This is a genomic window from Rhizobium rosettiformans W3 (assembly GCF_004912135.1).
In the GTDB taxonomy this organism is placed as follows: Bacteria; Pseudomonadota; Alphaproteobacteria; order Rhizobiales; family Rhizobiaceae; genus Allorhizobium; species Allorhizobium rosettiformans.
Genome location: NZ_STGU01000001.1, coordinates 286595 through 311219, shown reverse-complemented (window position 1 = coordinate 311219; position 24625 = coordinate 286595). Strand labels below are relative to the sequence as shown.

Genomic DNA, 24625 nt, shown 5'->3' with positions numbered 1-24625 from the left:
CTGTCGTCGTGATGTAGGGGCGAGCCGTGCCGACTGCAATCCGGACCGTTAGCCGAGACGGTAAAGCCCCGGCCGCCGGTCGGTCAGATACGGGTTCTGCGCCTTTGCATCATCATAGGCGGCGGGGTCGATCTCGGCCACCAGCAGCGTCTCGCGCATGCCGGCGCGCGCCAGCTCGTCGCCATCGGGTGCCAGAATAACGGAGCGACCGCCATAGGAAAGGCCGTTTTCTTCACCGCAGAGATCGGCATAAACGACGAAGACGCCGTTTTCGAAGGCCCGGGTCGGCACCACGGTATCGGCAACCCGCCGGCTGATGATGCCCTCCGGTAGGGCGGTCGGAACGATGATCAGCTCGGCACCGGCGAGAGCAAGTCCGCGCACATTCTCCGGAAACTCCACATCGTAGCAGATGAGCATGCCGGTCCTGATGCCGTTCAGGTCAAAGACATGAGGTGGCTCGTCGCCCGGCACGAAGGCTGCCCGTTCGCCTTCACCATAGAGGTGGCTCTTGCGATAAAATTCCTTGCTGCCGTCCGGCCGCACCAAGACCGAGGAGTTGAAGACCTGGTTGCCGTCACGTTCCGGAAAGCCGGCGCAGATCGCAAGCCCGCAATCGGCAGAGATCTCGGTCAGCGCACCGATGATCGAACCGTCCCGCTCTTCGGCAAGCTCTTCGAACCGGGCGCCGAGCGCATAGCCGCTGGTGCAGAGTTCCGGCGTCACGAGCAGTTCGGCCCCCATCTCGGCAGCGGCCATCGCGGCCTGGGCGATCTTGCCGATATTGCCCGGCACATCGCCGGAAAGAGGCTGCATTTGATAAAGGGAGATCAGCATGGGACGCACCTGTTGCCTTGTGGCGGGGAGCCGACGTTAGAGCCGCAGGCCTAGCCGAGGCAAGCGGCAACTCCAAGGCAGACATTTGGACCGTTGCCTTTCTCCTCGGCAACCTTATCTTGTTGGCATGGAACCCGGTTTGAAGACCAGACGGCCGTGATGGCCTTTATCATCGTCGCAGCGCTGGCCTTGCTGCTGGTCGAGCTTTTCCTGAGGAGACGCCCCTGGGCGACGGCGCTCGCCGCGGCCATAGCGGCCATCGGCACTGTGGTGTGGATCTTCAGCGACTACCAGTCCCGCAGCCAAAGGAGCGCCGCCTCCTCGGTCACCGTGACGGTCGAAGGGAACGGCACCACCTGCGTCGACCCGGACTTGCCGATCGCGGCAACGCTGAGCAATGATTCCACTCGTGGGGTCAATCGCCTGGCTTTCGACCTTTTCGGCCGTGAACACGGACGGAGCAAGATCCTTTACCGCGGCACACTGCGCCATGACCGGCCGCTGGCACCGGGCCAGACGGTCGTGCGGTGCTACGCGCTGCTCTATCATGGCTTCGCCCATCCCCGCCCGCAGATCGTCGATGCGACGAAATACGAGTGGACGGCCCATGTCTCGTTTGTCGGCTTCGGACAGGCTCCGCCGGAGTGATCCAAAGAACGCCGCAAGCTCTTTCTCGCGGCGATGACCTTAGACCTGAACGAGGTGCCCTTCCCCGACTTCCCGATACTGCCGCACCGGCGGCTGGTATCCGACGGGCCGGATCGGGCTCTTGATCTCGTCGGTCGAAAGGTTGCGCTTGAGCTTCCGCCGCGCCGGATCCGGCACCGGAACGGCCGCCATCAGCTTCCTCGTATAGGGATGCTGCGGATTGTCGAAGACGGCCTGGCGCGGACCGATCTCGACGATCTCACCCAGATACATGACCGCCACCCGATGGCTCACCCGCTCGACGACCGCCATGTCGTGGCTGATGAAGAGATAGGCGAGGTTGAAGCTCTGCTGCAGATCGAGCAGCAGATTGCAGACCTGCGCCTTGATCGAAACATCGAGCGCCGAGACGGCCTCGTCCGCCACGATGATCTTCGGATCGAGCATCAGCGATCGGGCAATCGCGATGCGCTGGCGCTGGCCACCGGAAAATTCATGCGGATACCGCGGCATCATGTCTGCGGCCAGCCCGACACGCTCGAGCAGATCGGCCGCCTTTTCACGCGCCTCGGCTTTCGTGCCGAGCTTGTGTTCGACGAACGGCTCCATGACGGCTTGGCCGACGCTCATACGCGGATCGAGGCTGGCGAAGGGATCCTGGAAGACCATCTGGATGCTGCGGCGCATGCGGCGCAAGGCCGCTTCGTCGAGACTGCCGACATTGTAGCCATCGACCGTGATCTGTCCCGAGGTCGGCTGCACGAGACGCGTGATAGAGCGGCCGGTGGTGGACTTTCCGCAGCCGGATTCTCCGACGAGCGAAAGCGTTTCCCCGGGCTTGAGCGTGAAGGAAACGTTTTCCACCGCATGCACGGCACCACTTTTGCGACCGAACAGGCCCGAGCGGATATCGAAGCGCGTCGTGAGGTTCTGCACATCGAGAAGCGGCTGGCTCGTCTTCTCCGGCGCGCCTGCCTCTGCCTCCGGCACCAGCGTGTCTCCGGTCCGGATATCGATAACCGGAAAACGCATCGGCCGCTCGCGCCCACCCATGGAGCCGAGCTTCGGCACGGCTGAAAGCAGCGCGCGTGTATAGGGATGTTTTCCGCGGTTGAAGATGTCATCGGTCGTGCCGGTCTCCACCGCCTCGCCGCGGAACATCACGACAGTTCGGTCCGACACCTCGGCCACGACACCCATGTCATGGGTGATGAAGAGCACGGCCATGCCCTCTTCGTCCTGCAAGGTCTTGATGAGATCGAGGATCTGGCCCTGGATGGTGACATCGAGCGCCGTCGTCGGCTCGTCGGCAATCAGGAGCTTCGGCCTGGAGGCGAGCGCCATGGCGATCATGACACGCTGGCGCATGCCGCCGGAGAATTGGTGCGGATATTCGTCGAACCGGTTTTTCGCATTCGGGATACGCACACGGTCAAGCAGGCGCAGCACCTCTGCCTTTGCATCCGCCGCCGAGATGTCGCGGTGGCAGGTGATGGCCTCGGCGATCTGCTTGCCGATCGGGAAGATCGGATTGAGGGAGGTCATTGGCTCCTGAAAGATCATCGAGATCTGATTGCCGCGGACCTGGCGCATCTGCTCCGGATCGAGCGTCAGCAGCTCGCGTCCCTCGAGCTTGACGCTACCCTCGATCCGACTGGTGAGCTGCGGCAAAAGCCGCATGATCGAGAGCGACGTCACGCTCTTGCCCGACCCCGACTCGCCGACGATCGCGACCGTTTCGCCGGCCGCCACGTCGAGGTTCATGTCGCGCACCACCGAGCGCCACTCGGTGCCGATCCTGAAGGAGGTCGTCAGCCCGCGTACGGAAAGCACCGGCGCCTCACCTGTTGTCATTCCCTGTTCCACCGCAGCCATATCCCGTTCCCCTGTTTTTGTGTGTCGAGACGTGGTCGGTGGATCAGGCGGCGAGCGCCGTCTCGGCGAGCGTCACCCAATAGCTGATGCCATAGGGGATGACCTCGTCGTTGAAGTCATAGGCCGAATTGTGCAGGTTGGCCGTATTGCCGTTGCCGATGAAGACGAAGGAGCCGGGCCGGGCCTCCAGCATATAGGAGAAATCCTCCGCACCCATGGCCGGCGGAAAGGCATCGCTGACGGCATGGTCACCGGCCACCTTGCGCATGATGTCGAGCGCGAAGTCCGTTTCCGATTCGTGGTTGATCGTGACCGGATAGCCCCGGTGATAGCGGAGCGTGGCCTTGGCCCCCATGGCCATCGCCACACCTGTGGCGATCTCGCCCATGCGGGTCTCCGCCATGTCGCGCATTTCCGGCAGAAGCGTGCGCACCGTGCCTGACAAGGTCACGGCATCCGGAATGACATTATAGGCGTCACCGCCATGGATCTTGGTGACCGTGATGACCACCGAACCCAGCGGATCCGTCTCGCGCGATGCAATCGACTGCAGTGCCACGACCACCTGCGCGGCCGCCAGCACCGGATCGACACTCTTGTGCGGCTGGGCGGCGTGGCCGCTTCGGCCCTCGATCAGGATGTCGAACTGGTCGGCGGCCGCCATGACCGATCCCTTGCGGGTGGCAAACGTGCCGACAGCCATGCCCGGATGGTTGTGCATGCCATAGACTTGGCTGATCCCGAACGTCTCCATCATGCCATCGGCGACCATCTCGCGCGCACCGCCACCGCCCTCTTCGGCCGGCTGGAAGATGACCGCGATCGAACCGCGGAAGTTGCGGGTCTCGGCGAGATATTTGGCAGCACCGAGCAGCATGGCGGTATGACCGTCATGGCCGCAGGCATGCATCTTGCCGGGTGTCTTGGAGGCCCAGGACTTGCCGGACATCTCGTGGATCGGCAGTGCGTCCATGTCGGCGCGGAAGCCGACGACCGGCCCATCGCCGCGATTGCCCTTGATGATGCCCACGACGCCGGTCCGCCCGATGCCCGTCTTGACCACGTCGCAACCGAACTCCTTGAGCTTCTCCGTCACGAAGGCTGCGGTGCCATGAACGTCGAACAACAGTTCCGGGTTCTGGTGGAGATGGCGGCGCCATTCAGCGACCTCCGGCTGAAGCTCGCTGGCACGGTTGAGCACTGGCATGAAATGACCTCTTTTTGTCGTTGTTCCCCGCAGGATTTCGCGCATACTGTGCCGTGATGCGCAGCTTTGGCAAGCCGCAAAATTCCATCTTGCATGGAAAATAGGCTTGTGTTTACATGGCCTAAATTTTAGCCAACCCGACAGAACCAGGGCTGTCCGGGAACGCCCGTCGCGACTCCGAAAAATCGAGAGAACGCCGAAATTTTCCTGAAATACCAAAAAGATAGGTGGTTGACATTTCTTGAATGCGCTGGCCACATCGCGGGTCGGCAGATCGGGTTACCATCATGCCTGCAAACAAAAAATAATGGGGAATGAGCACATGAACACTCGCAAACTGATGCTGGCAGCGTCGGCCGCCGCCTTCGCGCTGACGGCAGCGCCGGCCATGGCCGAACGTGGCACCGACGGCGACCTGAAGATCATCTTCTGGCAGGCCGTTTCGACGATGAATCCGTATCTGTCGGGGGGCACCAAGGAAGTCTATGCGGCCTCGATGGTCATCGAACCGCTTGCCCGATACGACGAGACCGGCGCCCTGGTGCCGATGCTGGCCAGCGAAATTCCGACCGTTGAGAACGGCGGCGTTGCAGCCGATTTCAAGAGCATTACCTGGAAGCTGAAGCCCGACCTGAAGTGGTCCGACGGCACGGCGGTGACGGCCGATGACGCGATCTTCACCTGGAAATACTGCACCGCGCCGGATGGCGGCTGCGCCCAGGGCGCCTATTTCGAAGGCGTGACGAATGTCGAGGCGATCGACGCCTCCACCATCAAGGTCTCCTTTGCCGATGCCAAGCCCTATCCCTACAGCGCCTTTGTCGGCGCGCAGGCCCCGCTGATCCAGGCCGCCCAGTTCAAGGACTGCCTTGGCGTAAAGGCGCCGGAATGCACCTCCGCCAACTTCGGCCCGATCGGCACCGGCCCGTTTGTCGTGAAGGAATTCAAGCCGAACGACGTTGTGACCTTCGAAGCCAACCCGAACTACCGCGATGCCGCCAAGCCGGCCTTCGCCTCCGTCACCCTGAAGGGTGGCGGTGACGCCGCCTCGGCTGCCCGCTCGGTTCTCGAAACCGGCGAATTCGACTATGCCTGGAACATGCAGGTCGAGCCCGAAATCCTCGAGCAGATGATGGCCGCCGGCAAGGGCAAGATCGAAGTCGCCTTCGGCACCCAGGTCGAGCGTATCGACATCAACCCTTACGGTGTCGATCCCTCGCTCGGCGACAAGCGTTCGACCAAGGAAGCCGGCCCGCATCCGGCTCTGTCCGACCCGGCCGTCCGCCGCGCGCTTTCGATCGCCATCGATCGCGAGATCATCGACGAAGCCGGCTATGGCCCGAACGGCCAGCCGACCTGCAACATCCTGCCGGCGCCCGATATCTACGTTTCGACGGCTGTCGACTGGTGCCTGAAGCAGGACATCGAAGGCGCCAACAAGCTGCTCGAAGATGCCGGCTGGAAGATGGGCTCGGACGGCATCCGCGAGAAGGACGGCGTCAAGCTCTCCTTCCTCTACCAGACCTCCACCAACTCCGTCCGCCAGGGCAACCAGGCCCTGATTAAGGACATGTGGAGCCAGATCGGCGTGGATGTCGAACTGCGCAACATCTCGGCTTCCGTCTTCTTCGGCGGTGACCCGGCCTCTCCGGATACCTTCCAGAAGTTCATGGCCGACATCCAGATGTACACCAACAACTTCGACGGCACTGATCCGGAGAAGTACATGGCCGGCTGGATGTGCGACAAGATCCCGAGCCCGGCCACCGGCTGGCAGGGTGAGAACATCGTCCGCTATTGCAATGAGGAATACGACAACCTCGTGAGAGAACTCGGCAAGACCGGCGAGCTCGAAAAGCGTGCCGAAATCGCCAAGAAGCTCAACGACATGCTCTCCAACGATGTCGCTCAGATCCCGCTGATCCACCGTGGTCAGCCCTCGGCCGTCAACAACACGCTGCTCGGCGTGAAGATGAACGCCTGGGACTCTGAGCTCTGGAACGTCGCCGACTGGTCGCGCGCGAAGTAATGCCGTCAGTGCCGGGCCTGCCCTGAGGGGTGGGCCCGGCGCTCGCATTTTGCCTGCAGCCTGGAGACCAGCCGATGTTCACCTTCACCGTTCGGCGACTGCTGTTTGCAGTCCCGACGCTACTGGCCATCAGTTTCATCATTTTCGCCCTGCTCGACCTCGCGCCGAGCGATCCGCTGAGCGACCTGCCGCTGACCATTCCGCCTGATGTGCGCGAGCAGATCCGCCTCGCCATGGGCCTCGATCAGCCCTTCGTCATCCGCTATTTCAAATGGCTGCAGCAGTTCTTCATCAATGAGCCGCTCAACATTTTCGAGCAGATCACCGGCCTCACTGTCGGCTCCGGCGAGCGCATGCGCGTTCTCTCCTGGGCGACGCGCAGCCCCGTGGTCGACCTCATCGTCCAGCGCCTGCCGCAGACGCTCTGGGTCGTCGGCCTCTCCTACCTCTTCGGTGTGCTGATCGCGATCCCGATCGGCGTGATCTCCGCCTATCGCCAGTATTCCTGGTTCGATCAGATCGGCACCTTCGTCTCGATGGTCGGCTATTCGGTGCCGACCTTCTTCACCGGCGTCCTGCTGATCGTCGTCTTCTCCTCCTACCTGCAGTGGTTTCCGTCGATCTACGACACCACGCTGGTGGTCAACAGTTGGGAGAGCTTCGTCCTACAGGTGAAGCAGATGTTCCTGCCCGTGCTGGTACTGACCCTGTTCAACGTCTCGCAGATCAGCCGCTTCGTGCGCGCCTCCATGCTCGACAATCTGAATATGGACTATGTCCGAACGGCGCGTGCCAAGGGCGTGAAGGAAAAGGTCGTGCTGCTCGTGCATGTGCTGCGCAACAGCCTGATCCCGGTCGTCACGGTGATCGCTCTCGGAGTGCCCACGATCTTTTCGGGCGCCATAATCACCGAGCAGGTCTTCCGCGTGAACGGCCTCGGCCAGCTGCTGATCACCGCAATCCAGGGCGGCGACATCCCGCTCGTGCAGACGCTGACCTTCATCTTCGCGATCCTGATCGTGCTCTTCAACCTGATTGCCGACGTTCTCTACGGCATACTCGATCCGAGGATCCGCTATGAGTGATGCCGCAATCTCGACCGCACCGGCACCGCAGACCCGCACCGAAAGCGGCGGCTTCTGGTCCCAGCTCTGGCGCCAGTTCCGCAAGCATCCGGGCGGCGTCGCCGGCCTCGTCGTCTTCACCTTCATCGTGCTGGCCGTCTTCATCGGCCCCTATATCCACACGATCGACCCGAACAAGATCGACATCCGCGCCAAGAACCAGGGCCCGTCCTGGGCACACCCCTTTGGCACCGACAATCTCGGCAAGGACATGCTGGCCCAGGTGCTGGCCGGGGGGCAGATTTCGCTCGCCGTCGGCATGGCCGCCATGCTGCTGGCGCTCGTGGTCGGCACGCTGGTGGGGGTGCTCTCAGGCTATTCCCGCAAGCTCGACGGCCCGCTGATGCGCCTGACCGACCTCTTCCTGGCGCTGCCGCTCCTGCCGCTGCTGCTCGTGATCATCATGCTCTTCCGCGACACGCTGCGCGCGTCCTTCGGACCGGAGACGGGCATTTTCATCCTGATCGTCTTCGTCATCGGCATCACCAGCTGGATGCACACCGCCCGCATCGTTCGCGGTGACGTCCTGGCGATCAAGAGCCAGGAATTCATCCTGGCGGCCAAATCGAGCGGCATGCGGGAATACCGCATCATCATCAAGCACATCCTGCCGAACGTGATGTCCTCGATCATGGTCTCGGCAACACTCGGCATCGCCACCGCCATCATCACGGAATCCGCGCTCTCATTCCTGGGCCTCGGCTTCCCACCCGACTTCCCGACCTGGGGTCGCCTGCTCTTCGACGGTGCGAACTTCCTGCAGATCAACCCGTCACGCGTGCTCTGGCCGGGTCTGGCGATCTCGCTGACGGTGCTGAGCGTCAACTACATCGGCGACGCCATCCGCGACGCGCTCGATCCGAAGGCGTTGAAGCATTGAGCAAAACGAGTGGGCGCATCAGCGCCCGCTCGGTCGTCCCAGGAACCATCTTGCCGCAAACCAGGCTGCGCAGGCCCAGACCGTGCCCGCGGCCCAGCCCCCGAGCACGTCGGTCGGATAATGGACGCCGAGATAGATGCGGCTGAGGCCGATGATGAAGGTGAGGAAGAGGGCAACGAGCGGGAAGAAGTAGCGCAACGAGGGCTGCTCCTCGATGCGTGACAGCATGGCACCGAGCGTCAGATAGGTGATGGCCGACAGCATGGCGTGCCCGCTTGGAAAGCTCATGTCGTTCACCTCGACCAGATGCTGGACGACTTCCGGACGCGGCCGCGCAATGCCGAGCTTCATGGCGCTGCTCAAGGCCCAGCCGCCGAGGATCGAGACGGTCACGAAAGCGGCAGTCCTGAACTTCCGACGCAGCGCCAGATAGACGACGACGATGGTGACGATGAGCGTCAGCACCGTCACCCCGCCAAGTGCTGTGATATCCACCATCATCTTCGTCAGCCAGCCGGGCCCGACCGGCATGCCGACATCGGATGTGTCGCGCAGCATCAAAAGCACGCTCTCGTCGAAGGCGCGCGTCTCGCCCTCCAGCACCTCGCCGGTCAGCTCGAACAAGAAATACGTGACCAGCGCCGCCACCAGGGCCGTCAACCAGACACGGGCTTCGGCCACCGAGATGATGCGGGTGAGATGGCGCTTGAGATGCTGCATGGGCGGGTTCCTGCTTGGTGACTGTTGGGTCTACATCGCGTCCGAAGACAGGCGCGTCAACCGCGCCGCGTGAGGCAAATGTGGGCGGGTCGCCGTTGTTCCTTCACGAGAGTGTTCCTGATAGTGCGGCCGACACTGCGAGTGAGCGCCTACACGCGGAAAGCGACTTGATCTTGCTGCATGCGCCCGCCACTCTCCGCCCACCCACTCGGAGATACCCCATGCCCCACGGCCCCCTCAACCTCCTAACCGATATCGACGGCCTCTCGGTTGGCCATGCGACAGATCTCGACCTCGGCTCGGGCGTCACGGTGATCGTCTTCGACGAACCGGCAACCGCGTCCGGAACGGTGCTTGGCGGCGCGCCGGGGGGACGCGACGTGACGCTGCTCGATCCCGCGATGACCGTACAACAGATCGATGCCTTGGTGCTCTCGGGCGGTTCGGCCTTCGGGCTCGATGCGGCGGGCGGCGTGCAGTCGGGCCTGAGGGCCGCAGGTCGCGGCTTTGCCGTCGGCGCTGTGCGGGTGCCGATCGTGCCACAGGCCATCCTGATGGATCTGCTGAATGGCGGCAACAAGGACTGGGGCCTGCATGCCCCCTATCGGGATCTCGGTTATCAGGCCTACGAAAATGCAGCAAAGGGCGCCTTCCAGCTCGGCACGGTCGGTGCGGGAACCGGTGCGACGACGGCCAATTTCAAGGGCGGCCTCGGTTCGGCCAGTGCGGTCTCGTCATCCGGCCACACCATCGCAGCCCTCGTTGCCGTCAATGCCATGGGCTCGGCCGTGATCGGCGACGGCCCGCATTTCTGGGCAGCGCCCTTCGAGGAGGATGAGGAGTTTGGCGGGCTCGGTCAGCCCGTGCGTGTCAGCGCGGAAGACCGAGCCCTGAACATCAAGGGCCTCAGGCTGACGGCAACGACGATCGGTGCCGTGGTCACCGATTGCGCCTTGTCAAAGGCTGAACTGCACCGGCTGTCGATCTCCGCCCATGACGGCCTCGCCCGCGCCGTCCTCCCGGCGCATCTGCCGCTTGACGGGGACACGATGTTTTCCGCCTCGACGGGCAAGCGGGAGAGCAATGGCGCGGCCGACCTCATGGAGCTCTGCCATCTGGCCACTCTGGTGACGGCCCGCGCCATTGCGCGCGGGGTTTATGAGGCCGTGGCGCTGCCTTGCCCTGACGCACAACCGGCCTGGCGGGATAGGTGGGGGTGACGTGTTCTCCCCTCACCCTGAGGTGCCCGACAAGGTCGGGCCTCGAAGGGCGAGGCCACCGACGCATGAAGCGCGCCACTATGATTTCGGTACGTGTGAAGCAAAGCGCGGGATGCTTCGAGGCCCGCGCTGCGCGCGGGCACCTCAGCATGAGGGCATCAAGTTACCTGCCTCTTTGCGTTCTCCCACAAGGGGAGAGGCAACCCTTGACCCCGACTTTCGCCCAAGTTCCCCTTGACCCAAGTCAAGGACAACCCACCCTCATGCCTGGAGATTGCCCGCCAGAGTTGGTCATGCGGATGACGCAGACGAACCGCAGGATGAACGGATCGGGGGAGGACGGTTCGAGAATGGAAGATGAAGACGATATGGAAAGACCAGTCCTCACCAACCGCATGTTCGACGAGCTCAAGCTTGGCGATGCGGCACAGCTGACACGAACCATCGGCCCCGATGACATTGAGCTCTTTGCAGCGCTGTCGGGTGACAGCAATCCCGTGCCGCTCGGCCAGTCGCTGATCCCGGCCGGCATGATCTCGGCCGTGCTCGACACCCGACTGCCCGGCCCCGGCACCGTCTATCTCGGTCAGGATCTGGAGTTCTGGAAGGAAATCGCGACCGGCGACCGGATCACCGCGACGGTAACCCTTCTGACCAAGGAAAGCGACGGCCGCACGCTGGTCTTCGACACACGCTGCGTCAACCAGCATGGCGAGCCGGTGCTCGTCGGCAAGGCACGGGTCCGCGCGCCGATCGAACGCATCAGCTGGTCGGAAAACCTGCCCCCCGATGTCTCGCTGCAGCGCCACGACCGCTTCGACGCCATCGTCGCCGAGGCCCGCAGCCTGCCGATGGTGAAGACGGCGCTTGTCCACCCCTGCTCTCCGGAAGCGATCGAGGGCGCGGTCGAGATCCGCGACGAAGGTCTTCTGGAGCCGATCCTGATCGGCCCGGAGGCAAAGATCCGCGCAGCCGCCGAAAGGGCCGGCATCTCGCTCGACGGTTTCGAGATCATGCCGACCGAACACAGCCATGCGGCAGCAGCCCTTGCCGTCGAGCTTGCCGTTGCGGGCAAGGTCGGCTCGGTCATGAAGGGCAGCCTGCATTCCGATGAACTGCTCGGCGCCGTCGTCGGCAGCGGCTCCGGCCTCAAGACCGAGCGCCGCGTCAGCCATGTCTATGTCATGGACGTGCCTGCCTATTCCAAGCTCCTGATCGTCACGGATGCCGCAATCAACATTGCCCCGACACTTGAGCACAAGCGCGACATCTGCCAGAACGCCGTCGATCTCATGCATATGCTCGGCGTCGCCGAACCCAAGGTCGCGGTGCTTGCCGCCGTCGAGACGGTCAACGACAAGATGCCGGCGACACTGGAGGCCGCAGCCTTGACCGTCATGGCTGCGCGTGGCCAGATCCGGGGCGCAAAGGTCGACGGGCCGCTTGCCTTCGACAATGCAATCAGCAGAGAGGCAGCCCGCACGAAAGGCATCGTCTCCCCTGTCGCCGGCGATGCCGACATCCTGCTGGTGCCGGATCTCGAAGCCGGCAACATGCTCGCCAAACAGCTCCTCTATTTCGCCAATGCCGATGCCGCCGGGCTGGTGCTCGGCGCCCGCGTGCCGATCATCCTGACCAGCCGTGCGGACAGCTTGCGTGTCCGCATTGCCTCCGCAGCTCTGGCAAAGCTGGTCGCTGCCAAGCGTGCGGCAGCCCTTGGTGGCAAGGCATGAGCCAGAAATTGCTGCTGACCTTCAATGCCGGCTCTTCGACCGTGAAGATCGGCATCTTCGCCCGCGAGCAAGAGGGCGCGAAACGCATCGGCAAGGGTGTCATCGACTTCCGCGCCGAGCCGCTGACCTTCCATCTGGTTGAGGGTCCTCAGGTCTTCGACGTGCCGCTGGAGACAAAGACCGACGACCTGCTGCATGACGTGCTGGAAGAGGTTTTTGACTGGTTGTCGGAGCATTATGATCTCGACGCTGTATGTGCCGTCGGCCATCGCGTGGTGCATGGCGGCGATCTCTTTGCCGATGCCGTCAGGATCGACGAAGATACCCTCGCCGGCATCGAAAGCCTGGTGACACTCGCCCCGCTGCACCAGCCGCAAAACCTGCGCCTCATCAGGGCGATCGCAGACCTCAAGCCCGGTCTGCCGCAGACGGCCTCCTTCGACACGGCCTTCCACCGCACGCAGTCGGACACGGTCAGGCGCTTCGCCATTCCGCGGGACTGGTTCGACAAGGGCGTCAAACGCTACGGCTTTCACGGCCTGTCTTACATCTATATCGCCGGGGTCCTGAAAACGCTCGAACCTGACACCGCCGGCGGTCGCGCCGTTGTCGCCCATCTCGGCTCCGGCGCGAGCCTCTGCGCCCTCGAACACGGCTTGAGCCGCGACACCTCGATGGGCTTCTCCACGATCGACGGCGTGCCGATGGCGACCCGCTCGGGCGCAATCGATCCCGGTGTGCTCTTCCACCTGATCGACGCCCATGGTTTGGGCGTGAAACAGGTCGAGGACATGATCTACAAGCAGTCCGGGCTGCTGGGCCTCTCCGGCATCAGCGCCGATAGCCGGGCGCTTCTCGAGACGCCGTCGAAAGAAGCCTGTGAAGCGCTCGATGTCTTCACCTTCCGGATCGCCGGCGAAGTGGCACGGCTCGTGGCTTCGCTTGGCGGCCTCGACACCCTGGTCTTCACCGCCGGCATCGGCGAAAATCAGCCGACGATCCGCCGCTCGGTGGTCGAGCGCCTGCGTTTCCTCGGCCTCCTCCTCGACGGCGAAGCGAATGACCGCAACGAAGCCGTCATCTCCCGCGAGGAAAGTCGGGTGAAGATCCGCGTGATCGCCACCGACGAGGAACAGGTGATCGCCGATGACTGCCTGAGCCTGATCGACTGAAGCACGAAAGGGAGAGGCTGACACCAAAGCGTCATGAAAGGCGCCTACAGACGCGTCGACTGCGAGCGTATGGAGAAGAACAATGCTGCGACAGGTAGAGGCGACAGGCGAAACGCAAGGATCCTCGCGCGGCGAACTCCTCATCCTCTCCAACGCCCGCGTTGTGACACCGGACCATGTGCTGCATGGCTCGGTCGTGGTCGAAAACGGCGAACTGGTCGAGATCCACGAAGGCCCCTCACGCCACGCCCATGCGATCGACTTCGGTGGCGACTATCTCCTGCCGGGCCTCGTCGACATTCATACCGACCATTTCGAAAAGCACCTCTATCCCCGCGCCCATGTGCGCTGGGATTTCATGCGTGCCGCCCTCGCCCACGATGCCCAGATCATCGGCGGTGGTGTGACCACCGTCTTCGACAGCCTCTGCGTCGGTGCAACCACCGACAATCCCGAGCGTGCCGAGATCCTGAAACCGATGATCGAAGCGCTGGAGCAGGCGCAAAGCACGGGCATGCTGCGGGCCGAGCATCTTGTCCATCTGCGCTGCGAACTGACCGACCCCGCGACCCCGCAACTGACGGCCGACAATATCGACCGAGAAATCGTCCGCGTCATCTCCGTCATGGAACACCTCCCCGGCATCCGCCAGAGCCGCGACATCGAGGCCTATGTCGCAAGAGCCTGCAAGTCGACGGGAGAGAGCCCGGAACGGGTGCGCGAAAAGATCAAGGTCCTGGTGGCCGAAAAGAGCCATATCGCCGCCACGACCCGGCCGGATATCGTGGCCCTTGCCCGCGCGCGCTCCATGCCGCTGATGAGCCATGACGACACCGATATCGCCCATATCGAGGAAGGGGTGGCAGAAGGCGTCTCGATCTCGGAATTCCCCTGCTCGATGGAAGCGGCAGAAGCTGCCCGCGCCGCCGGCATGCACATTGTTGCCGGTGCACCGAACCTCGTGCGCGGTGGCTCGCAATCCGGCAACATCGCCGTGCGGGATCTGCTGCGGGCTCGCCTCGTCGACATTCTCGCCTCGGACTACGTGCCGCGGTCGATGCTCGATGCCGCCTTCATGATCGCAGCCGATCCGGGCCTCGACTACGACCTGCCGAGCGCTGTTGCCATGGTCACCCGCAGCCCGGCGCTCGCAGGCAATCTGCCCGATCGCGGCGCCATCAAGACCGGCTTGAAGGCCGATCTGATCCGCGTCGACCTGCAGGACGGCCATCCCTTCGTCAAGTCCGCGTGGCGCTCCGGCCACCGCGTCGCCTGACCGAGGCGATAGCCTCGCTCATTCGTGCCAGGCGGAAGCCAGCACCCGAAGCCAGTTTTCCCGGCAGATCTTGTCGAGGTCGGATGGCCCGTAGCCGCGCTCCTTCAGTGCCGTGACAAGCCGCTGGTTGCCGGCAGCATCGCCGATGACATTCGGGATGGTCGCACCATCGAAATCGGACCCGAGCGCGACGCAGTCGATCCCCATGCGGTCGACGAGATAGTCGATATGGCTGACCATGGTCGCAAGCGATGTCTCGGCATCGTCGCGCCCGTCGGGTCGCAGCATGGTGACGGCATAGTTCAGGCCGACGAGACCCTGGCTCGCCCTGATCGCATCCATCTGCCGGTCGGTCAGATTGCGGGCGACCGGGGTGAGCGCATGAACGTTGGAATGGCTGGCAATCAGCGGCTGGTCGCTGAGGCGCTCGACATCCCAGAAACCCGTCTCGGTGATATGGGCGAGATCGATCAGAATGCCGAGCCGGTTGCAGGCCCGGATCAGATCCTCGCCGGCCTTGGTCAGGCCGGGCCCTGTATCGGGCGAGCTTGGGTAGGCGAAGGGCACGCCGTGGCCGAAGATGTTGTTGCGGCTCCAGACCGGCCCGAGCGAGCGCAGGCCTGCGGCATAGAAGACCTCCAGCGCCTCCAGATCCGCATCGATCGCCTCGCAGCCTTCCATGTGCATCACGGCCGCGAAGACGCCGTCGGCCATGGCCTGGCGGATCTCGCCGGTCGTGCGGCACAGCCGCCATGTTCCGTCCTGATCCAGACGATGGGCGATCGCTGCCATCTGCAGCGCGATGTCGAGGGACGGCTGCCGCTCGAGCGGCGGATCGAGTGGTGTTGCATAATGCCCATTCGCATCCGGCTCCCGCAGGGTGAAATCATGCGGCGATGGGATGTAGATCGCGCAGAGACCGCCGGCGAGCCCGCCGCGTTTGGCGCGGGGCGCATCGATATGGCCGGCGCTCGTGCCATTTCGGAATTCGGCGACGGGATTGCGGCCCTCGTTGCGGCTGCGCCAGAGACGCAGCAGAACATCGTTGTGGCCGTCGAAAACTAGGTTCATGAAAAGAGATCCAGAAGTGCTGTCGGGGCGATGAGCCCGGATCGGGAAATAGGCGGAACAAACCAACTGTTCCGGAATCGTTGGACCAAATCATGTCGCGCTTCAAGCCGAAGCGCAATTTATCCCGCGGCATCCGCAGCCAGTGGCGGCACGCGCGCCAGCCAGTCCGTCGCCGCCTCATAGGCTGCCGCAACCGACAGGACAGCCTGGTCAGCCCGCGGCTTGCCGATCAGCTGAAACCCGTTCGGCAATCCTTGCGGTGAGAACCCTGCCGGAAGTGAGGCGACCGGCAGACCGGCCATGCTGGGGCCGATCACGACTTCCATCCAGCGGTGATAGGTATCCATGTGCTTGCCCGCGATCTCGCGCGGCCAGGGGATCTCGGCATCGAAGGGAAAGACCTGCGCGGCAGGGGCGATGAGATAGTCGTAGGTCTCGAAGGCCTTGGCCAACGCCTGGTACCACGCAGTGCGGACGGCGGAGGCCTCGTAGACGTCAGCTGCCTGAATGCGCAGCCCGGAACGGACCTCGTAGAGGATTTCCGGCTTGAGCGAACCGCGCCGGCCAGGATCCTCGTAGAAGTCCCGCATGCTGCCCGCGGTAAAATAGCTGCGAAGCGTCGTCCACGCCCACCAGAGCCGGTTCATGTCGAAGTCGATGCGTAGAGGCTCGTCGGCGAAGCCGAGTTTCTGGAAGACGGCGAGTGCCTTTTCGTTGAGGTCGAGGACGCCCGGCTCGAAAGACAGGTGACCGCCGAAATTTCCGAGCCAGCCGATACGACCGCCTCTGGCCGCAATGTCCCGATCGAGGACGACAGGTCCGCTCTCGAAGGATGAGGGATCGCGCAGATCGAAACCGGACTGCACGTTGAGAAGCGTGACCACATCCCCGACGGAACGCCCCATCGGCCCGAGCGTCGCGAGCTGGTTCAGATAGCCATCGCGCCCCGGAAGCGTCGGGATACGCCCGAAGCTCGGGCGAAAGCCGACGACATTGTTGAAGGCTGCCGGGTTCCGCAGCGATCCCATCATGTCGCTGCCATCGGCGACCGGCACCAGCCGCGCAGTGAGCGCGGCCCCGGCACCACCGCTCGAGCCGCCGGCAGAACGGCTCAAGTCCCAGGGATTGCGGGTCACGCCGAAGACCGGGTTGTAGCTGTGCGAACCGAAACCCCATTCCGGCGTGTTCGTCTTGCCGATGATGATCGCGCCGGCCGCGCGGATCCGCTCGACCTGGATGTCGTCGAAATCGGGCACGTAGTCATGGAAAAGCGGCGAGCCATAGGTGCAGAGAATGCCCTTGGCCTCGCTCAGATCCTTGATCGCGATCGGCACACCATGCAGCGCGCCGAGTGCACCACCTTGCGCGCGTTCGGCATCTTTCGCGCGCGCCTCCGCCAGCAAGACATCGCGAGGCCGAAGGCTCACCAAGGCATTGACCTGCGGGTTGAACCGCTCGATCCTGTCGAGATAGCCTGCCATCACCTCTTCGGCCGAGAGGCTTTTCGTGTGAAGAGACTGTTGCAGGTCGGCGAGGGACAGGGACGTCAGGTCGGACACGCGAGGCTCCGTAGCAACTGTGCTGAAAGCAGAAAGGCGCTGACGATGGGCTGGCCGGCACAGTGGTGTCAAGCGTCCGGCCGAGCGCCTCGCGCAGGCCAGCCATGCGTTGCCGGAAAAGTTTGGACCTGCCCAAAATAAAAATGGTCAAACGACCAAATTAGAGGCAACATGCCACAAAAGAGGATGAAGCAGGCGTCGTCGAACTGCTTCTCCGAAACACGGGAACATCGACGAAATCAGGCGAAATCCAGCCTTTTGCCCGTCAAAGGTATCCGTCTGGATCACGCCGCAAGGGGAGAGATCAGCATGCCCAGAAGCTGGCACGTCACTTGCGTGACACCACTTGCGCCACCCCGCGATCGGCAAGTTTCGCCGCATCAGGGGTCGACCGAAGCACTTCGCGCATAACCGAACGCCAGGGGGCACGGCTTGACTTCCGCATCAGACAAGGCAGCCATCGAAATCCGCGGCGTCAGCCGCATCTACGGAACAGGACAGGACAAGGTCACCGCGCTCGACGGGATCTTCCTCAAGATCAAGGAAAACGAGTTCTTCACGCTGCTGGGGCCTTCCGGCTGCGGAAAGACCACGCTTCTGCGCCTCATTGCCGGCTTCGATTTTCCGACAGTGGGCGAGATCCTTCTGCATGGCGAGGACATCGCGCCCCTTCCGCCCTTCAAGCGACCCGTCAACACCGTCTTCCAGTCCTACGCGCTTTTCCCGCACATGACGGTCGCCGACAACATTGGCTTTGGTTTGAAAATGCTGGGCAAGCCGAAGGCCGAGATCGAGGCGCGCGTGGCCGAGATGCTGGAACTCGTGCACATGACCAAGATGCGCGACCGTCAGGTAAGCCAGATCTCCGGCGGCCAACAACAGCGCGTGGCGCTCGCCCGCGCACTCGCCCCCAAGCCGAAAGTCCTGCTGCTCGACGAGCCCTTGTCGGCGCTCGACTACAAGCTGCGCAAGGAGATGCAGATCGAGCTGAAGCGGGTCCAGGCCGAGACCGGCATCACCTTCATCTTCGTCACCCACGACCAGGAGGAGGCGCTCACCATGTCGGACCGCATTGCGGTCATGTCGATGGGCAGCCTTCGCCAGGTCGGTTCGCCCTGGGATATCTATGATCGCCCGGCCGAACGTTTCGTCGCCGACTTCATTGGCGAGACCAATTTCCTGGAGGTGGAGGTCGCCTCCGTTCAGGGCGATCGCGCAAGCGTCCGGCTTCGCTCCGGCCAGGAGATCCCCGCGACCTTCCCGGAAAACACCACGCCATCTGGCAAGGTTACCATCGTGATCCGTCCCGAACACGCCTCGATCGTCGAACCAACCAAGGCGGCGACCTTGAAGGGGACTGTCGAAAGCGTCGTCTATCTCGGCACCGACACCAACATCAACGTGCGGCTCGAAGGCGGCTCGCTCTTCAGCGTCCGTCAGCAGAACAGCCGCAGCGGCAGTTGCGGGGTGACGCAGGGCCAGAGCGTCGGCATTCTAGTCAGCGACGATGTCGCACAGATCCTGAGGGACTGACGATGAGCGCGACGAAAACGGCCCCCGAAACTGCCAGATCGCGCGATGTCAAAAACCGCTGGCTTCTGAGCCTCCCGGCCCTTGCGATCATCTTTGTCGCGGCCCTCGGCCCGCTTCTGGTGATGGTGCTCTATTCCTTCCTGGAAAAGGGCGACTACGGCGACGTGAAATTCGGCACCTTCTCGCTCGAAGGCTGGACATCGGTCTTCCTGCAGCGGGACATTTTCGACGACACGCTGGGCATCGCCGACGCGCATCTCGCGATCTTCTGGCGCTCGATCACGCTCTCGCTCTACACGACGATCCTCACCCTGATCCTGGGTTTCCCAACCGCCTATTTCATCGCGACCCGGCCGGCCCGCTCTCGCGAAATCTGGGTCTTCCTGATCACCATCCCCTTCTGGACCAATCTGCTAATCCGCACCTTCGCCATGCAGCAGGTCATACGCAACGAGGGCATCCTGAACAATGTGCTGATCTGGCTCGGCGTCATCGATAGACCGCTGCAGATCATCTACACCGACACCGCCACCCTGCTCGGCATGACCTATGTCTATCTGCCGCTGATGGTGCTGCCGCTCTATGCCTCGATCGAGAAGCTGGATTTTCGACTGGTCGAAGCCGGCTACGACCTCTACGCCAACCGGCTGCAGGTGCTCTGGCGCATCGTCATTCCGCTGGTGAAGCCGGGCTTGATCGCCGGCTCGATCCTCGTCTTCATCCCCTCGCTCGGCGCATATGTCATCCCGCGCGTGCTGGGCGGCGGCAAGAACCTGATGCTGGGCAACCTGATCGAACTGCAGTTCGGGGCCGGCCGCAACTGGCCGCTGGGTGCTGCCATGTCGATCACCCTGATGGCGCTCGTCATGATCGCCCTGCTCTTCTACGTCCGCAACGCCGCGAAATCGGGGGTGCGTCATGGCTGAACGTCGCTTCGACATCCGCTCGCAACCGGGCTTCGGCACGATTGCCCTCTTCACCTTCTTCGCGCTCTACCTGCCGATCGCGACCCTGGTCGCCTATTCCTTCAATGCCAGCGACTCCCTTGCGAGCTGGGGCGGCTTCTCCTTGCGCTGGTTCGCCTCCGCGATGGACAATGGGGCAGCACAGGAAGCCGCACTGCGTTCGGTCATCATCGCCCTCTGGGCGGCAGGACTGGCCACGATCGCCGCCACCATGGCAGCACTGGCCACGACGCGCACCGAACCCTATCGCGGCCTGACCGCGAAATACGCAATCATCAACCAGCCGCTGATGATCCCGGAAATCGTCACCGCGGTGGCGCTTCTGATCGTCTTCTCGCGCATCAAGGTCTGGACCGGTTATTCCGGCCTCGGCTACCTGATCCTGGCGCACACGGCGTTTTGCATTCCCTTCGCCTATCTTCCCATCCGCGCGCGACTGGAAAGCATGGACCTGACGCTGGAGCGGGCGGCAGCCGATCTCTATGCGACACCCTGGCAGGCCTTCCGCTTCGTCACACTGCCGCTGCTCCGGCCCGCCATCATCGCCGGCTTCATGCTCGCCTTCGTCATCTCGCTCGATGACGTCGTCATCACCGAATTCGTCAAATCCGGCGGACAGGACACGTTGCCCACCTACATGCTCGGGCAGATCCGGCGCGAGACGACGCCCGAAATCAACGCCATCGCCACGATCTTCCTCGCCGCCTCGACGGTGCTGATCGTGATCTTCTTCTTCATCAACCGGCGCAAGCCGCAAGCATAAAAGCAACCAACAGAGAGGAACGGAAATGACCATGAAATGGATGACGACCACGGCAATCGCCGCGATCTCGGTGCTGGGTTTCGCGGGCGCAGCCTCTGCCGCCGGTGAACTCAACATCTACAACTGGGGCGACTATACGAGCCCGGAACTGATCAAGAAGTTCGAGGAGCAGTTCGACGTCAAGGTGACCATCACCGACTACGACTCCAACGACACCGCACTCGCCAAGGTTCGCGCCGGTGGCCACGGATTCGACATCGTCGTGCCCTCAGCCAACTACATGCCGATCTGGATCAATGAAGGCCTGCTGCTCGAAGCACGTCCGGACCAGATGGAAAACTTCAAGAACGTCGATCCGCGCTGGGCGGACGTCGAGTGGGATCCGGGCCGCCGCTACTCGGTTCCGTGGCAGTGGGGCGTGACCGGCATCGGCGTCAACACCAAGTTCTACAATGGCGATATCAACACCTCGGCGATCTTCCTCGATCCGCCGGAAGAGCTGGTCGGCAAGCTGAACGTGACGCCCGAAATGAACGACGTGCTCTTCGCCACGATCAAGTATTTCGGCGGCGACTGGTGCACGACCGACAAGGAAGTGCTGAAGAAGGTGCGCGACAAGCTGGTCGAGGCGAAGACCAAGTGGCTCGCCATGGACTACAGCGTCACCGACAAGCTGCCGACAGGTGACTACGCTGGCGTCTACTACTGGAACGGCGCCATCATGCGCTCGCGCCTGCAGAACCCCGAGGTCAAGTTCGGCTATCCGAAGGAAGGCTACCCGGTCTTCATGGACAGCGTCGTCATCCTCAAGGACGCCAAGAACGTCGACAATGCCAAGGCCTTCATGAACTTCATCATGGCCCCGGAAAACGCTGCCATGCTGTCGAACTTCGCCAAGTATGCCAACGGCATCAAGGGTTCTGAACAGTTCATGGACAAGGAAATGCAGGGCGCACCGGAACTGGTGATCCCGGCAGAACTGGAGAGCGCCGGCGAGTTCCTGCTGAGCTGCGAACCGGACGTGCAGCAGCTTTACACCCGCATCTGGACCGAAGTGCAGAAGTAAGACCGAACCAACAACAGATGAGACCGACACGGGAGGGCGACACCGCCCTCCCGCAGGAGGAGCATACCCTGATGACGACGCAGTTTGCCGAAGCCTTCGGTTTTGAAAGGCGGGATGTGACGCTGGCCAACTGGCGCACGGCCCCTTTCAGCCCTTTCAGCTTTGGCCACGCCGAGGAGATTGTCCCGAGTGCCAGCATCGCCGCCATGGCCGAGGTGAGCGAAGGAGCGCCTCTGCGATCGCCGCTGCTCACTCAGCACCTGCCGGAGGGGTTGGCCGGACAGCCCGATGTCGGCGCCTACCTCGATTATGCCCATACCGACGCCTTCGTGCTGATGAAGGCGGGCCGGATCGTCGCCGAACATTATGCGCCCCATGCCGGCGTCAACCAGCGCCACATCATCTTCTCGATCAGCAAATCCCTGACCGCCCTCGTCATCGCCACATTGGAAGCCGATGGCCTGATCGACCCGGATGCCCCGGTCACCGACCTGCTGCCGGAAGCCGCCGGCTCCGCCTATGGCGACTGCACCATCCGCGACGTGCTCGACATGCGCGTCAGCCTCGCCTTCGACGAAGCCTATCTGAACACCGATGGTGCCTATGCCCGCTATCGCCGCGCCACCTTGTGGAACCCTGCCGATCCGGCTCAGCCGGACGAAACCTTGCTCGCCTTCCTGCTGACGCTGAAGAAAGACGCCCATCCGCATGGCGGCGCGCATTTCTATGCTTCTCCGAATTCTGACCTTCTCGGCATCCTGATCGAGCGCGCAACCGGCGAACGTTACGCCGATGTCTTGTCGAAACGTCTGTGGCAGCCGCTCGGCGCCAAGAACCATGCGAGCGTGACGGTCGATGCGGAAGGCACGGCGCGTGCCGCCGGCGGCATCTCGGTCACCGCCCGCGACCTTGCCCGCGTCGGCGAAATGCTGCGCATGGGCGGCAAGGTCGAGGACCGCCGTATCATTCCGGAAGCCTGGATCGCCGACATGCTGACGGCTGGCGACCACCAGGCCTGGGTCGACGGCAAATCCAACTTCTTTCCCAAGGGCCGCTATCGCAGCCAATGGTACCAGTCGGGTGAGCCTGATGGAGCCTTCTGCGCCATCGGCATCCACGGTCAGTGGCTCTATGTCGATCCCTCCACCGAAACCGTGATCGTCAAGCTCTCCTCCCAGCCCAACCCGCTGGATGACGAGCTGAAACACGACAACTTCGCCTTCTTCCGCGCGCTCAGCGCCTGGACCGCATGACACCAAAGGATCCCGTCATGGCAACGACTGCAGACATCATCATCACCAACGGCCCGGTCCTCACCATGGATCCGGCAGCCCCCCGCGCCGAAGCCGTCGCGCTTGCCGGCAACCGGATCCTCGCCGTCGGCACGCGATCCGAGATCGAGTCGCTGGCCGGTCCGAAAACTCAGCGGATCGACGCCCAGGGCGCGACCGTCATGCCGGGCTTCAACGAAGCCCATATGCACATCTTCCCCGGCTCCGTGTCGCTGCGCCAGCTGAACCTGCACGGCATCCAGGGCTTCGAGCCATTGAAGGCCGCCATCCTCGACTATGCGGCGAAGAACCCCGACGAGCCGCTGCTGATGGGTTTCTCCGCCGACTATTCGATCATCTCGCTCACCGAACCCTGCACCCGCCATCACCTCGATGCGATCTTGCCCGATCGGCCGTTCATGATGTTCGCGCCCGATCATCACACCGCCTGGGCGAACACGGCAGCACTGGAAAAGGCAGGCATCTTGCAGGGCAAGGATGTCGGCATCGGCAACGAGATCGTCATGGGACCCGATGGCCTTGCCAATGGCGAGCTGCGCGAAGGCAATGCCTTCGGCCCGGTCTCGGCGCTCGCCTCCACCGGCGGCCGCGAAGAGCTCGGCATGGTCACCGGCATGGACCCGGAAAATGTCACGCCGGAACAGTTCGCCCTCGACCGTGCCATCCTGAAGGCCGGCCTCGACTACTGCGCCTCCTGGGGTGTCACCTCGATCCAGAATTTTGATGGCAACCACTATCAGCTGCGCCTGATGCGCGATCTCGAGCTTTCGGGCGAGCTCTCCTGCCGCATCCGCATTCCCTATCACATGAAGAACTTCATGGCGCTGGAGGACCTCGACAAGGCGGCAGCCTGGAAGAAGGAATTCGCCACCGACATGCTGCGCGGCGATTTCGTCAAGGTCTTCATGGACGGGGTGCTGGACAGCCAGACGGCCTATATGCTCGACGGCTACGGCGACCGGCCGGGCTACACCTATGAGCCGCTCTTCACGCCCGAAACCTTCGATGCGATCGCCACCAAGGCCGATGCGCTCGGTCTGCAGGTCGCGGTTCACGCCATCGGCAGTGCCGCGATCCGCCAGACGCTCGACGGCTACGAGGCGGCGGTGAAGGCGAACGGCAAGCGCGACAACCGCCACCGCATCGAGCATATCGAGATCATCCATCCGGACGACATCCCGCGCTTTGCCCAACTGGGCGTTGTCGCCTCCATGCAGCCGGTTCACTATCCCGGCGGCACCTGCTTCCCGGCGGAAGCGACGACGGCAAAGATCGGCGAGGACCGCTGGGGTTACGCCTATGCCTGGCGCACCATGAAAGAAGCCGGCGCGCCGGTCGTCTTCGCCTCAGACTGGCCAGTTTCGCCGGTCTCGCCGTTCCAATGCATCCAGGATGCTCTGACCCGCAAGCCCTGGAAGGATGGGCTGAAGGACCAGCGCTTCTCGCTGATGGAAGCGCTCGAAGCCTATACCGCGATCGGTGCTTGGGTGGAATTCATGGAAGACCGCAAGGGCATGCTGAAGCCAGGCTATCTCGCCGACGTCGTCATCCTCACCAAGGACATCGAAGCCGTCGCGCCCGAAGAGATCATGGACACCGTCCGCCCCGCCGTCACGATCTGCGACGGCCGCATCACCTTCCAGGCCTGAAGAGAG

At 63.1% G+C, this 24625-nt stretch carries 20 protein-coding genes; 14 read left to right on the top strand and 6 right to left on the bottom strand.

Annotated elements, in window-relative coordinates; translation table 11 throughout:
• Nucleotides 1-48: 48 nt before the first annotated feature.
• Complete coding sequence (locus FAA86_RS01470; protein WP_136538038.1) at nt 49-837, bottom strand: carbon-nitrogen hydrolase family protein; 789 nt, start codon at nt 835-837, stop codon at nt 49-51.
• Nucleotides 838-996: 159 nt separating this feature from the next.
• Here FAA86_RS01470 and FAA86_RS01465 point away from each other — a divergent pair, with 159 nt between their 5' ends.
• Entirely contained in the window at nt 997-1485 is a 489-nt protein-coding gene (locus tag FAA86_RS01465; protein WP_136538037.1) for a hypothetical protein, read from the top strand.
• 39 nt (nt 1486-1524) lie between these two features.
• On the opposite strand, the gene FAA86_RS01460 is transcribed toward FAA86_RS01465, so the two are convergent.
• On the bottom strand, nt 1525-3360 hold the full coding sequence (locus FAA86_RS01460; RefSeq protein ID WP_136538036.1) for an ABC transporter ATP-binding protein: 1836 nt from the start codon (nt 3358-3360) through the stop codon (nt 1525-1527).
• A gap of 43 nt (nt 3361-3403) precedes the next feature.
• Nucleotides 3404-4567 carry a M20 aminoacylase family protein gene (locus FAA86_RS01455; protein WP_136538035.1) on the bottom strand — a complete coding sequence of 388 codons (1164 nt, stop codon included), beginning with the start codon at nt 4565-4567 and terminating at the stop codon, nt 3404-3406.
• Between the two features lie 322 nt (nt 4568-4889).
• Between FAA86_RS01455 and FAA86_RS01450 the strand changes: the two genes are divergently transcribed.
• From FAA86_RS01450 to FAA86_RS01440, 3 genes are all read left to right on the top strand, one after another.
• Nucleotides 4890-6596 carry a peptide ABC transporter substrate-binding protein gene (locus FAA86_RS01450; protein WP_136538034.1) on the top strand — a complete coding sequence of 569 codons (1707 nt, stop codon included), beginning with the start codon at nt 4890-4892 and terminating at the stop codon, nt 6594-6596.
• Nucleotides 6597-6670: 74 nt separating this feature from the next.
• On the top strand, nt 6671-7681 hold the full coding sequence (locus tag FAA86_RS01445) for an ABC transporter permease (RefSeq protein ID WP_136538033.1): 1011 nt from the start codon (nt 6671-6673) through the stop codon (nt 7679-7681).
• The gene (locus tag FAA86_RS01440; protein ID WP_210309853.1) at nt 7674-8600 is read left to right on the top strand and encodes an ABC transporter permease; all 927 of its coding nucleotides are present in this window, start codon (nt 7674-7676) and stop codon (nt 8598-8600) included. The genes FAA86_RS01445 and FAA86_RS01440 overlap by 8 nt, the downstream gene beginning before the upstream one ends.
• 18 nt (nt 8601-8618) lie before the next feature.
• On the opposite strand, the gene FAA86_RS01435 is transcribed toward FAA86_RS01440, so the two are convergent.
• Complete coding sequence (locus FAA86_RS01435) at nt 8619-9320, bottom strand: phosphatase PAP2 family protein (protein WP_136538032.1); 702 nt, start codon at nt 9318-9320, stop codon at nt 8619-8621.
• 221 nt (nt 9321-9541) lie between these two features.
• Between FAA86_RS01435 and FAA86_RS01430 the strand changes: the two genes are divergently transcribed.
• The 4 genes from FAA86_RS01430 (at nt 9542) to FAA86_RS01415 (ending at nt 14721) form a co-directional block, all read left to right on the top strand.
• A complete protein-coding gene (locus FAA86_RS01430) occupies nt 9542-10540 on the top strand; it encodes a P1 family peptidase (protein WP_136538031.1) in 999 nt (332 codons plus the stop codon).
• Nucleotides 10541-10908: 368 nt separating this feature from the next.
• Complete coding sequence (locus FAA86_RS01425; RefSeq protein WP_167494852.1) at nt 10909-12273, top strand: bifunctional enoyl-CoA hydratase/phosphate acetyltransferase; 1365 nt, start codon at nt 10909-10911, stop codon at nt 12271-12273.
• A complete protein-coding gene (locus FAA86_RS01420; protein WP_136538029.1) occupies nt 12270-13445 on the top strand; it encodes an acetate/propionate family kinase in 1176 nt (391 codons plus the stop codon). Before FAA86_RS01425 ends, FAA86_RS01420 begins: the two co-directional genes overlap by 4 nt.
• 82 nt (nt 13446-13527) lie before the next feature.
• Entirely contained in the window at nt 13528-14721 is a 1194-nt protein-coding gene (locus tag FAA86_RS01415; RefSeq protein WP_136538028.1) for an alpha-D-ribose 1-methylphosphonate 5-triphosphate diphosphatase, read from the top strand.
• Between the two features lie 18 nt (nt 14722-14739).
• On the opposite strand, the gene FAA86_RS01410 is transcribed toward FAA86_RS01415, so the two are convergent.
• Both FAA86_RS01410 and FAA86_RS01405 read right to left on the bottom strand, forming a co-directional pair.
• Nucleotides 14740-15792, bottom strand: a complete 1053-nt coding sequence (locus FAA86_RS01410; protein WP_136538027.1) for a dipeptidase — start codon at nt 15790-15792, stop codon at nt 14740-14742.
• Between the two features lie 119 nt (nt 15793-15911).
• Complete coding sequence (locus tag FAA86_RS01405) at nt 15912-17351, bottom strand: amidase (protein WP_136538026.1); 1440 nt, start codon at nt 17349-17351, stop codon at nt 15912-15914.
• A 432-nt stretch (nt 17352-17783) separates the two neighbouring features.
• Here FAA86_RS01405 and FAA86_RS01400 point away from each other — a divergent pair, with 432 nt between their 5' ends.
• The 6 genes from FAA86_RS01400 to FAA86_RS01375 all read left to right on the top strand — a co-directional run bounded on the left by FAA86_RS01400 (nt 17784) and on the right by FAA86_RS01375 (nt 24619).
• Complete coding sequence (locus FAA86_RS01400) at nt 17784-18884, top strand: ABC transporter ATP-binding protein (protein WP_136538025.1); 1101 nt, start codon at nt 17784-17786, stop codon at nt 18882-18884.
• A gap of 2 nt (nt 18885-18886) precedes the next feature.
• A complete protein-coding gene (locus FAA86_RS01395) occupies nt 18887-19810 on the top strand; it encodes an ABC transporter permease (protein ID WP_136538024.1) in 924 nt (307 codons plus the stop codon).
• Entirely contained in the window at nt 19803-20612 is an 810-nt protein-coding gene (locus tag FAA86_RS01390) for an ABC transporter permease (RefSeq protein WP_136538023.1), read from the top strand. The genes FAA86_RS01395 and FAA86_RS01390 overlap by 8 nt, the downstream gene beginning before the upstream one ends.
• Before the next feature lie 31 nt (nt 20613-20643).
• Nucleotides 20644-21678, top strand: a complete 1035-nt coding sequence (locus FAA86_RS01385; protein ID WP_136538326.1) for an ABC transporter substrate-binding protein — start codon at nt 20644-20646, stop codon at nt 21676-21678.
• Nucleotides 21679-21749: 71 nt separating this feature from the next.
• Nucleotides 21750-22931: a serine hydrolase domain-containing protein gene (locus FAA86_RS01380; RefSeq protein WP_136538022.1), complete on the top strand. Its 1182-nt coding sequence runs from the start codon at nt 21750-21752 to the stop codon at nt 22929-22931.
• Nucleotides 22932-22948: 17 nt separating this feature from the next.
• Nucleotides 22949-24619, top strand: coding sequence for an amidohydrolase (locus FAA86_RS01375; RefSeq protein ID WP_136538021.1), 1671 nt, complete (start codon nt 22949-22951; stop codon nt 24617-24619).
• The last annotated feature ends 6 nt before the right edge of the window (nt 24620-24625 follow it).

Excerpts from the sequence above, each read along its gene's own strand:
- FAA86_RS01390 (WP_136538023.1), top strand. The coding sequence starts at position 19,803 with ATGGCTGAACGTCGCTTCGACATCCGCTCGCAACCGGGCTTCGGCACG.
- FAA86_RS01470 (WP_136538038.1), bottom strand. The coding sequence starts at position 837 with ATGCTGATCTCCCTTTATCAAATGCAGCCTCTTTCCGGCGATGTGCCG.
- FAA86_RS01455 (WP_136538035.1), bottom strand. The coding sequence starts at position 4,567 with ATGCCAGTGCTCAACCGTGCCAGCGAGCTTCAGCCGGAGGTCGCTGAA.
- FAA86_RS01425 (WP_167494852.1), top strand. The coding sequence starts at position 10,909 with ATGGAAAGACCAGTCCTCACCAACCGCATGTTCGACGAGCTCAAGCTT.
- FAA86_RS01445 (WP_136538033.1), top strand. The coding sequence starts at position 6,671 with ATGTTCACCTTCACCGTTCGGCGACTGCTGTTTGCAGTCCCGACGCTA.
- FAA86_RS01460 (WP_136538036.1), bottom strand. The coding sequence starts at position 3,360 with ATGGCTGCGGTGGAACAGGGAATGACAACAGGTGAGGCGCCGGTGCTT.
- FAA86_RS01385 (WP_136538326.1), top strand. The coding sequence starts at position 20,644 with ATGAAATGGATGACGACCACGGCAATCGCCGCGATCTCGGTGCTGGGT.
- FAA86_RS01450 (WP_136538034.1), top strand. The coding sequence starts at position 4,890 with ATGAACACTCGCAAACTGATGCTGGCAGCGTCGGCCGCCGCCTTCGCG.
- FAA86_RS01430 (WP_136538031.1), top strand. The coding sequence starts at position 9,542 with ATGCCCCACGGCCCCCTCAACCTCCTAACCGATATCGACGGCCTCTCG.
- FAA86_RS01375 (WP_136538021.1), top strand. The coding sequence starts at position 22,949 with ATGGCAACGACTGCAGACATCATCATCACCAACGGCCCGGTCCTCACC.
- FAA86_RS01440 (WP_210309853.1), top strand. The coding sequence starts at position 7,674 with ATGAGTGATGCCGCAATCTCGACCGCACCGGCACCGCAGACCCGCACC.
- FAA86_RS01395 (WP_136538024.1), top strand. The coding sequence starts at position 18,887 with ATGAGCGCGACGAAAACGGCCCCCGAAACTGCCAGATCGCGCGATGTC.
- FAA86_RS01380 (WP_136538022.1), top strand. The coding sequence starts at position 21,750 with ATGACGACGCAGTTTGCCGAAGCCTTCGGTTTTGAAAGGCGGGATGTG.
- FAA86_RS01465 (WP_136538037.1), top strand. The coding sequence starts at position 997 with ATGGCCTTTATCATCGTCGCAGCGCTGGCCTTGCTGCTGGTCGAGCTT.
- FAA86_RS01435 (WP_136538032.1), bottom strand. The coding sequence starts at position 9,320 with ATGCAGCATCTCAAGCGCCATCTCACCCGCATCATCTCGGTGGCCGAA.
- FAA86_RS01420 (WP_136538029.1), top strand. The coding sequence starts at position 12,270 with ATGAGCCAGAAATTGCTGCTGACCTTCAATGCCGGCTCTTCGACCGTG.
- FAA86_RS01415 (WP_136538028.1), top strand. The coding sequence starts at position 13,528 with ATGCTGCGACAGGTAGAGGCGACAGGCGAAACGCAAGGATCCTCGCGC.
- FAA86_RS01410 (WP_136538027.1), bottom strand. The coding sequence starts at position 15,792 with ATGAACCTAGTTTTCGACGGCCACAACGATGTTCTGCTGCGTCTCTGG.